Raw genomic sequence first — 9149 nt, 5'->3', positions numbered from 1 at the left:
AGTCAGGAGCACTTTTGGCATAGTTTTGTTGATATGCCCTTTTTTCTTTGGATCTATGTGGCGGCCGCTCCAGTCGACTAATTCAATATAATCCAGTAAGGCAAAGGGGATCCTGTGTTTAATGTGATTGCCGCCAAATGGTTTTAGCTGTGCTGGTTGGCTTTCATGCTGAATATTATCTTTTTGTTTGAGAAGCTTATTCGCTTTAACCGTGTCTGTGGTAAAGGCTTTAAAGTGCGCTATACGTTCTTGAATTGAGGTGAAATCACGGTCTTCAAGCGTATTGGCTATGTTTGCTCTGATAGAGTTCAAATCAACGTAGGCCATGCAACTGAGCACTGCGGTTTCATCTAATAATGCATGCGACTATTCTTTATAAGTAATGCGCCCTTCCCTCAAATTTATAAGGAATAAATTTGAATGCCGTCAGGCAGCCCGAAGGATGAGCGCCAAGGATGGCAGCGAATAATACTTACCCGTGCAGTTATCTTCTTTATTGGCCTCGCGGGCAATGTACTCATTGAGGTTTTTCATATACCAGCTGATGTCATACAATCTTTCTCGCCATTAGCGATGATCTCATTAAAAAAGAGCAAACTTGGCTTATCTAACTGCTCACCTTTTAAATGGCGGTCGACTAAAAAGTGGTCGTTATAAAGCTGATACCAGCGGTTAATTACTTCATCATCAGACCAATCAAGTGCTTGACGCCTATTGACGTTCACAACAAGGTGATAGTGATTGCTCATAATCGCGTAGGCAGCAATTTCAATGGCAAACACACTACTTAATAACTTAATTCGCTCTACTAACCACTCCCTACGGTGAGCAAAGTTTTTACCTGTGTATTTATCATCACCACACAAGAATGCACGTCTCACGCATCGTGAGATTAAGTGATAATAAGATATCGATGCTAAATCAATAAGCTTTTTTCTTGCGCGAGTCATAATATATCAACTTCAGTAGCACTGTGTGTAATAACAGTGGTTGATACTATGATTTTTGCAAAAACAGTAGTTGATACTGTAGTTTTTGCAAAAAAATGTGTCTGTCCTTTTTACTTTCCACTTTTTAATTTCCAACGAAATAGACATTAGACGCCGGATTTATGTCATAGGACCGTTACCTTTATTAGTAAAAAATTCGCTGGCGGAGTGACCATATATCTCTGTGTTATCTGAGAGATTCATTTGTAATCAAGTGTAATACATTTTGTTTGAGGGCTTTGCTAGTCTTTACTGGCTGTTTATTTTTTAACAAAAAAAGGAAATACCTACAATGAGTACCACTAAACTTGATGAAATGCTAACTGGCCGCATTCAACCCGGTGAACCTAAACAATATACCAATGCTAACCCTCAGATCGATCTAGGCCACGGATGTATTATTGTAGATGTGATCGCTGATGTTGTAGCTGATGCCGCCGCTGATGCCGCCGCTGATGCCGCCGCTGATGCCGCTGCTGATGCTGCCGCTGATGCCGCTGCTGATGCTGCCGCTGATGCCGCTGCTGATGCTGCCGCTGATGCTGCTGCTGATGCTGCCGCAGAAGGTGGCTTGAACGCGGCATCTTCATCTAGGCTGAAAAACCTAGCTCTAATTCTAGCTGGAACAGCACTAGAGAAAGCAAATGAAGCAATTGCTAATGCATTGAAAAACAGTAACAAACCCAGTAGTGAATCAACTCCATCTACATATTGGAGTGCCCTTAAGACAGAAATGCTAAAAACGTACCCATGTGATGCTGCCGCTTCTAGTGATTGCCCTAAAGTAAACAACGCGAATCAGCGTGATGCTCAGGAATACATGGTTTTGTCTTATGCTCAAAACTTGGGTAAAAAAGACAATAATGCTGTAGATGCGGTGACTTTTGAAAAGAGCTGGGATGCGGGAAATCAAAAAGCGCTTAAAAGTGGTCTTAGCAACGTAACAAATACTGCGGGAATTCCAAGTATGCTTGATTACATGGGCAGCTTTGATATCTCAGGTAGCCCCTCTGCAGCAGTGGCTGTAATTGCTGAAGCTAATGTTTTCAATAGTGTAGCCAGCTTTGAGTTTACCTAAATAAGCCATCTAGCGAGCGAAAGACAAAATGGATTCTAATCTATATCAATATCTACAAGATGGCAAAGTGCTGATGGGGTTTCCCTCTATGAGCGTACGCCTGATAGAACATGATAAAATGTCTGAGCTTGCTACGGAGTCTACCTTTGGCAGCGACGCTATTAATAAGGTAGGCTCTATTAGCAAGTTGATTACAGCAATCGCTGTGCTTATTTTATGTGATAATCAACAGCTAGAACTCGACGCGCCTGCAACAAAGTACTTATCTTACCTAAAAAAAACCCACTGGGCTCAAAGTCAAAAATCACCAGTGACCGTAAAAGATCTGTTGATGCATACAGCAGGTTTACCTAGAGGTGCTTTTATTGGTTCTTCCCCAAGTGAAGAAGAAATAGCAGCAACCTTAAACAATAGAGACCTCATGTCACTTGGAAAACGTGACAGTAACCCGATTAAATATTCAAACTTGGGCTTTGTTTTATTAGGCCAAATTATTGAGCTGGTTACTCAGACGCCTTATACGCTTTTTGTTAAAAAAACCATCTTTTTGCCGCTAGATATGAAAAGTACAGGCTTCGGCGTACCTGAACCTGATTTGATATTTGCTAGGCCACATCAGCTGTCCTGCTTTACTAAGGCCAGTAAGTCACCGTTTACATGTGAACCAATGCCCTTAATTAGTACGCCGCCGTCATCGTCAGATATGCATTCTAATACGCGTGACATCATGCAGCTACTTCAATGCTTAATTACAGGTGGAAGATGCAATGGAACAAAGTTATTAACTGAAATCAGTCTCAATTTACTGTTTACTAGCCACAACTCTATTGACAATGGCATTTCTCGGGGTATGGGGTTACTGTTTGCTAGCTCAAAGCTGGGAAATTTAGTATTTGAAGCAGCTGAACACTTAGGCCATAGCTGTGTAATTTATATGGTGCCAGAAAAAGGCTTTGCATTGGTCGCTATAGTCAATAGAGCCTCAGCTGGAGATGAACTGTTTCACATAATAAATGAATTTGCCAGTCATTACTTAACACGAAATACAGACGTAAAGCTAAGTCACTCCCCTGCAGATAAAAACGCTTTAGTAGGTGAGTATTTCGATCACCAAGGTACCACATTAAAAATTGTACTAAAAGAAGGCGAGTTAAAAGCGGCTGTTGGCACTGACGTTTTGTCTCGAGTTATCGCTAAAGGTCAGCGAGGGTTAATTACAGAAAATGGTAGATTGGCAAAATACCCTTGGTCTATCCAAACGTCCGGTGGCACTACTTGGATTAACGCTGGGCCTCATCAGTTTTGCCAAAGTACACACACCGCCTTTGAGCGCCATTCTGGCAAAAACTATGACGCGTTAGTGGGTGTATATAGCAATAATCAAGTTGGTCGCATCGCTATCTATAGTCGAGGTGGTCAGTTATACGTCGCTTACTCCCCGTGGAAAGAAGCACTCCTGAAGAATGTTAAAGGAACTCTATTTAGACAAGTCGGAGGGCCTTTTCCCTCAGAGCTCGTAAAGTTCTCTACCACATTGCAGCAACTGACTCTATCTGATCATTCATTCTTAAAAACAACTGAGGTTTACTAGTGGCATACTACATTGAACTATTTATACATGGGTTAACTAACCTGTTTATTATAGTAATTTTGTTTTGGTTTTTTTTCTGGGATTGTGAACGACACAATGCCATACGACGTTATTTCATCCCTAAAGTGTACCGGCCATTCGCTTGGATAGGCTTAAATGTTGAGTGGACTATGTTTACACCAGACCCCCCCATGAGAGACATGTGGCCAATGGTAGTTTTCACCCACGAAGACGGTTCAAAATCGAACTGGGAACCAATCCCTTATAACGAACTAAAAATTTGGGAAAAACTAAAGTATAAAAAAGTTTTGAAGTTTTATTTTCAAGTCACTGCAAACAAGGCTGACAAACAAATAAAACGCGATTTTATTGAATATATACAACGCACTTACAAAAGCAGGGTCAAACGGACCAAAATAGAGCTTTTCCGCATCGTTCGCGACACACCTCCAATTGAAGCGCAGAGTGAAATTTTGGAGGCTAAAAAAGAGCTAATATTTACTTTTCATCCATACCTTGGTGAGGACTAAACATGCCTATTGAAACTTTACTTGAAGCGTGGAACAATTTTTTCTTTGCTCCAATCTCTGTTTATCCGATCGCGGTATTTCGCATTATTTTTGGCTGCGTGTTATTGACTGATGCCATATATTTGCAAAACCGAGCAGAGCTTTATTTGGGGCCAGCAGGCCTGACTGAATATAATAGATATGTTAAACGAGCAGGTGGCGTATCAATGTCTTTGTTCTTGTATTTACCGGGAACAATGAGGTCTGCACAGCTCATTATGGCTGTTCACCTCACTGCCATCATCATGTTGATTATAGGTTTTTTAACACCGCTGAGTGCCGTACTCGCATATATTACCACGCGTTCAATTGTAAGTCGTACCGATCATTTAACGAATGGAGGCGATGCAGTGGCAAAAGTGATGTGTTTCTTGCTTATTTTTACACCATGCGGAAATACGCTGTCACTCGATGCTCTGCTATTTAATCTACCCGAAAACTTAAATAACTCTCCTGCCGAGCAGGCTCCTTGGGCACAAAGATTGATGCAGATCCAGCTGTGTTTTATATACTTCAATACCATGTATTGGAAATTGAAAGGTAAAACTTGGCGAGAAGGTACAGCTATTTATTACGCTGTGTCCAATGATATGTATCGACTGTTTAAGTTTCCTAACTTTTTACTCAAGAAATCTTTGGTTCAGATAATGACCTGGGGAGTTCTTATCTTTGAGCTATTACTGGCACCTGGTCTATGGATCACAGAGTTGAGTCCTTGGTTTGTCGGCGGAGCGATGTTAATGCATTTGAGCTTTATGATTTTCCTGAATATCCACCTATTCAGTCTGTATATGATGTCTGTACTTATATTGTTTATTAGCCCCGCAGTCATAACATCTGCAATAAGCTTAATAACATGACTAAATTGAAAGCTTGGTCTCACAGGGAGTCACCTGAAGTGCCTAAATTTAAAGATTCTGGCTGCATAGTTTTTGTTGATGGGACCTGTGGTGCATGCTCTAAAGGCGCCCGCCTGATTGCCAAACTTGACAAAGATGAGGAGTTTCTGATTTGCCCAGTTGGTAGCCTACTTGGAAGTAGTGTTTTACGCCACTACGGACTATCTCCTGATAATCCTGAAAGTTGGTTATATCTAGAAAATGGTAAACCCTACTATTCAATGGAAGCGATTATCAAAGTGGGTGAGCGGCTTGGCGGGTTAGGGAGTTTATTGACAGTTTTGAGGATATTACCTATTTCGATGCAAAATAAACTTTACAGATGGATAGCCAAAAATCGCTATCGCATGATGGGAAGGACTGATATTTGCACAATCACAGACCCAGCCTTGCAGAAGAGGATAATCGAGTAGCTCAATTGCATCAACCTGCTTTCTTAGACTATGTTAATTAAGTTGGACGCTCCTCCCTTTGATCGGATTAATCTAAAGACAGAACTTCATTAGAGATATTGGAGTTTCTATTTGAACCTTAGCTATAAATTATATTATGCTAAGATTTTCTTAGTATCTAACCTATAATTGTACTAAGGATATTTCATAGGTTGGATCTTAAGAAAACTTGAAGTTGAACTCTGTTAATGATCAAATAGTTACGCCAATAAAAACATGACCAAAAACAGAGTTCACATGCAGATTAACCAAGTTTCAAATCAATTAAAAGCCCTTATCTCAGAAAAACACCTCATTGAGCTTGCAAAAACCTCCGGATTTCAAGTTCGACACCGTTGCCTGTCGATCGTTTCTCTGCTCAAAGCTGTGTTCAAAAGCTTATCTTGCCTGCAAGACGCTAACTTGTCAGATATCCATCAGAACCTGCGAACGCAGGCCAATTACACGATAAGTTATAAACCTTTTCATAATCAAATTCGAAAACCTGCCTTGACTGAGCTAGTCCGTGAACTCGTTATTCAAGCGATGTCTAAATTGACTGTAAACACGCTGGATAAAACCTTTTTTACCCAGCGAGGAATATTGCGAGTGTTATTGCAAGATGGCTCTTCATTTGCTCTACATGATGAATTAGCTCCGGTTTTTGCTGGTCGCTTTACTGCGATAAGTCCTGCCGCAATTGAGTTACATCTTACTTATGACCTATTTAACGAACAGCCTTGTGAAATAGATATCCGTCCTGATGTTGAAACCGAGCGAGCCTTTTTACCGGGTAGTCACACACTTGGAGATACGTTATTACTTGCTGATGCAGGGTATTTTGATTTAGATTACTTTGAGCAAGTATCTCAAGATGGCGGCTACTTTTTGGTTAGAGCGAATAAAAACATCAACCCAACCGTCACATCTGCTTATTGCGCGGGCGTAGAGCTTAAAGAAAAGCATATTAAACTCAAAACATTGCTCAAAAAGTGTGCTAGCCAGCCACTTGAGTTAACAGTACGCTGGAAGAAAAATGGACCCGAGTACAGGCTTATTTATCTACCCGATGAAAAACGCCCTGTTTTCCTTGTTACTAATTTAAAAGAAACACAGTTTAACTTTGATGAGTTACTCGATATATACGCGACTCGTTGGCAAATCGAGTTACTTTTCAAAGAGCTAAAGTCATGTAATAACCTTAAGGGATTCATCACAAGAGACCCACACATTGCAGAATCGCTGGTTTGGCTGAGCATACTGCAAACACTTATCAAGCGGTTTATCTGCCATAGTGCAGCGACGATATTTAAGTGTGCGATCTCGACATTTAGAGCGAGTAAGTGCAGTTATCTTTGGCTGGATGATATTCTGGATTGCATAGAGCAAACACAGTGTAATCGTAAGGTACACCGTGTACTTAAGCTACTAGCGGTAAATTGTAAGCGGCAATCCATTGAAAAAAATAATGACATGTGCCGTTTTAAAATAGGAAGTCACACGATCTGTGTTCCTTAAGAACTAAGCTATGAGGGTGGATTAGCATAAATTTAATCCCCTAAGTTTTAAAAATCACTGAAGCGGTGCAGCCCTTTTCCATATTATTTGATATGTTAAATGTCCACTGGTATTTTTCACATATATCTTGAACAATTTTGAGGCCTATACCAAACCCTTCATAGCCGCGAGGTTGTTCATTTAGGCCTAATCCATCATCAATAACATCTATTCTTTGTTCAGAAATAAATAAATTTACACTACCTTCAATACTGCAATTAATAGCATTTTTTAATAAGTTACATACTACTGCTGAAAATAGTAATGGGTGCGCATGTAATGAAAATTCATTCTGTATGTCATAATGGAAATTTACTTGATTTGCTTTGATAGTAGGGGAAAAGTTCTTAACTATTTTGTCGATAAACGTGTCTGATATTGAAACGTTACTGGTATTTGAAACTTCGTCTCTAGCAAGTAATAGGAAAATATGAGTTAACTGCTCCATTTCTATTACAGCATCATCTATTCTAGTTAATTGCTTTGTAGTCTTATCATTATTTGCTCGTCTTAAAACACTTACACCGCCTCGAATCACCGTCATAGGAGTACGTAGTTCATGACTAATATACCTAGTAAAAGTTTGCTCCCTAATAAATGCAGAATATATTCGCTTACGATAGCTATTAATGCTAGCAAGCATCATTTCTAACTCAAAAGATAATTTTCCATTAACAGATAAAGGTTTACTAACTTCATGTGAATCATATTCAAGCATTTCAGCTAACTCTGAAAACGGAGAGCTTATCCGCTTTGCCATTTTAATAATAAAAAATGCAGAGCCAATGAATAAAATCACACCTGAAGAAAGTATCATAATTTGGAAAATTGCAAAGTATGTATCGTCCCACTCTATTTGGTCGACATCCTCAATGGCATAAGCAGTAATTTCATCATTATTAATTTTTATTTTTTGCGCAAATACAGTGAATTCACTGTCGTCATCAAAATGAATACTTTGGATACCCAGCCAGTCGACGTTAATTTTATCTTTAATTTTTTTTGGTAAAATTTCATACGTATTATAGATTGTTAATATCGGATCTATTTTTATTTTTATTTTTGTATTTTCGCTTTTTTGAAAAAGTTTTAGGTGATAGGGAGCTTTTAGTGCCAAACGCTGTTCACTGGCTTGATTTTCAGTGTACAACACCGTGTAATAAAATAAGCATCCATAAAAGGCTAATAATATCAAAGCGCCCAATAGATATACTTTTATAATTATTTGACTAATTGGTTTACTTTTAAACATTACACTCACTCAATCTGTATCCTGTTTTAGGTATAGTTTCTATAACATCTTTGTCATAAGGCTTATCGATTTTGAGTCTCAATTGGTATATGTGTTTTCTAAGTATGTCTTTATCAGGTAGCTCATCTCCCCAAATACTATCCTCTATCTCTTGCCTAGAAACTACATTGGGTGCTTTAGTTATTAAAAGCTTCATAATTTTGAAACAAGTTGGGGTCAGTTTGATTTCACTCCCTTCTCTCCAGACCTGACAAGTTTTGAGATTAATTGTAACAGGACCGAAAATAACTGTTTTTGCAAAGCCATTTCCTGAACTCCTTCGAACAGCATTTATTATTCTAGCTTCCAAAAGTTCTAAATTAAAAGGTTTGACTATATAGTCATCAGCTCCTATTTTGAGCCCTTGTAACATGTCACTATCGGTATCTCTGGCCGTAAGCATTATGATAGGAGTATCATATCCTTCAGCTCTAAGCCGATGACATACTGTTATACCATCAATACCGGGAAGCATTATATCTAAAATAATACAGTCAAAGTTGTTTGACTGAGCTAATGCAAGACCTAACGTGCCTGTCGCTGCAAAGTCTAATTCAAACTCTGAACCTTCAAAGTAATCAAATATAACTTCGGCAACAGTATGACAATCTTCAATCAGTAGAATTTTCAATAGACACCTTATTTTCAAATTTATCGTTGCATACTAATAGGTAACGTACAGTGGATTTTTCTTCAACAACACAATGAGCGTCAAATAAATCTTTAAAAATAATAAACTCGTCC

The 9149-nt window shown here is 39.0% G+C and carries 8 protein-coding genes and 1 pseudogene; 6 read left to right on the top strand and 3 right to left on the bottom strand.

Going from position 1 to position 9149, the window contains the following annotated elements:
* A pseudogene (locus FW757_RS22610) lies at window positions 1–950 on the bottom strand (alpha-amylase family glycosyl hydrolase); the annotation flags it as partial.
* 331 nt (window positions 951–1281) lie between these two features.
* Between FW757_RS22610 and FW757_RS22605 the strand changes: the two are divergent.
* The 6 genes from FW757_RS22605 (at window position 1282) to FW757_RS22580 (ending at window position 7075) form a co-directional block, all read left to right on the top strand.
* The gene (locus tag FW757_RS22605) at window positions 1282–2067 is read left to right on the top strand and encodes a hypothetical protein (protein ID WP_446441743.1); all 786 of its coding nucleotides are present in this window, start codon (window positions 1282–1284) and stop codon (window positions 2065–2067) included.
* Between the two features lie 28 nt (window positions 2068–2095).
* A complete protein-coding gene (locus tag FW757_RS22600) occupies window positions 2096–3658 on the top strand; it encodes a serine hydrolase domain-containing protein (RefSeq protein WP_182719592.1) in 1563 nt (520 codons plus the stop codon).
* Window positions 3659–3828: 170 nt separating this feature from the next.
* Window positions 3829–4188, top strand: a complete 360-nt coding sequence (locus FW757_RS22595; RefSeq protein WP_220491396.1) for a hypothetical protein — start codon at window positions 3829–3831, stop codon at window positions 4186–4188.
* Window positions 4189–4190: 2 nt separating this feature from the next.
* Window positions 4191–5087, top strand: coding sequence for an HTTM domain-containing protein (locus FW757_RS22590; protein ID WP_182719594.1), 897 nt, complete (start codon window positions 4191–4193; stop codon window positions 5085–5087).
* Window positions 5084–5539 (top strand): thiol-disulfide oxidoreductase DCC family protein, encoded by a 456-nt coding sequence (locus FW757_RS22585; protein ID WP_182719595.1) that lies wholly within the window; start codon window positions 5084–5086, stop codon window positions 5537–5539. Before FW757_RS22590 ends, FW757_RS22585 begins: the two co-directional genes overlap by 4 nt.
* A gap of 276 nt (window positions 5540–5815) precedes the next feature.
* Window positions 5816–7075 (top strand): IS4 family transposase, encoded by a 1260-nt coding sequence (locus tag FW757_RS22580; RefSeq protein WP_446441742.1) that lies wholly within the window; start codon window positions 5816–5818, stop codon window positions 7073–7075.
* A 40-nt stretch (window positions 7076–7115) separates the two neighbouring features.
* Here the strand turns inward: FW757_RS22580 and FW757_RS22575 are convergent, their stop codons facing one another.
* Both FW757_RS22575 and FW757_RS22570 read right to left on the bottom strand, forming a co-directional pair.
* Window positions 7116–8366, bottom strand: coding sequence for a sensor histidine kinase (locus tag FW757_RS22575; RefSeq protein WP_182740896.1), 1251 nt, complete (start codon window positions 8364–8366; stop codon window positions 7116–7118).
* Window positions 8359–9036 carry a response regulator transcription factor gene (locus FW757_RS22570; protein ID WP_182719598.1) on the bottom strand — a complete coding sequence of 226 codons (678 nt, stop codon included), beginning with the start codon at window positions 9034–9036 and terminating at the stop codon, window positions 8359–8361. Before FW757_RS22570 ends, FW757_RS22575 begins: the two co-directional genes overlap by 8 nt.
* Between the last annotated feature and the right edge of the window lie 113 nt (window positions 9037–9149).

The sequence above is a fragment of the Pseudoalteromonas sp. 1181_04 genome (assembly GCF_052850545.1).
This window is presented reverse-complemented; position numbering and strand designations above follow the sequence as displayed.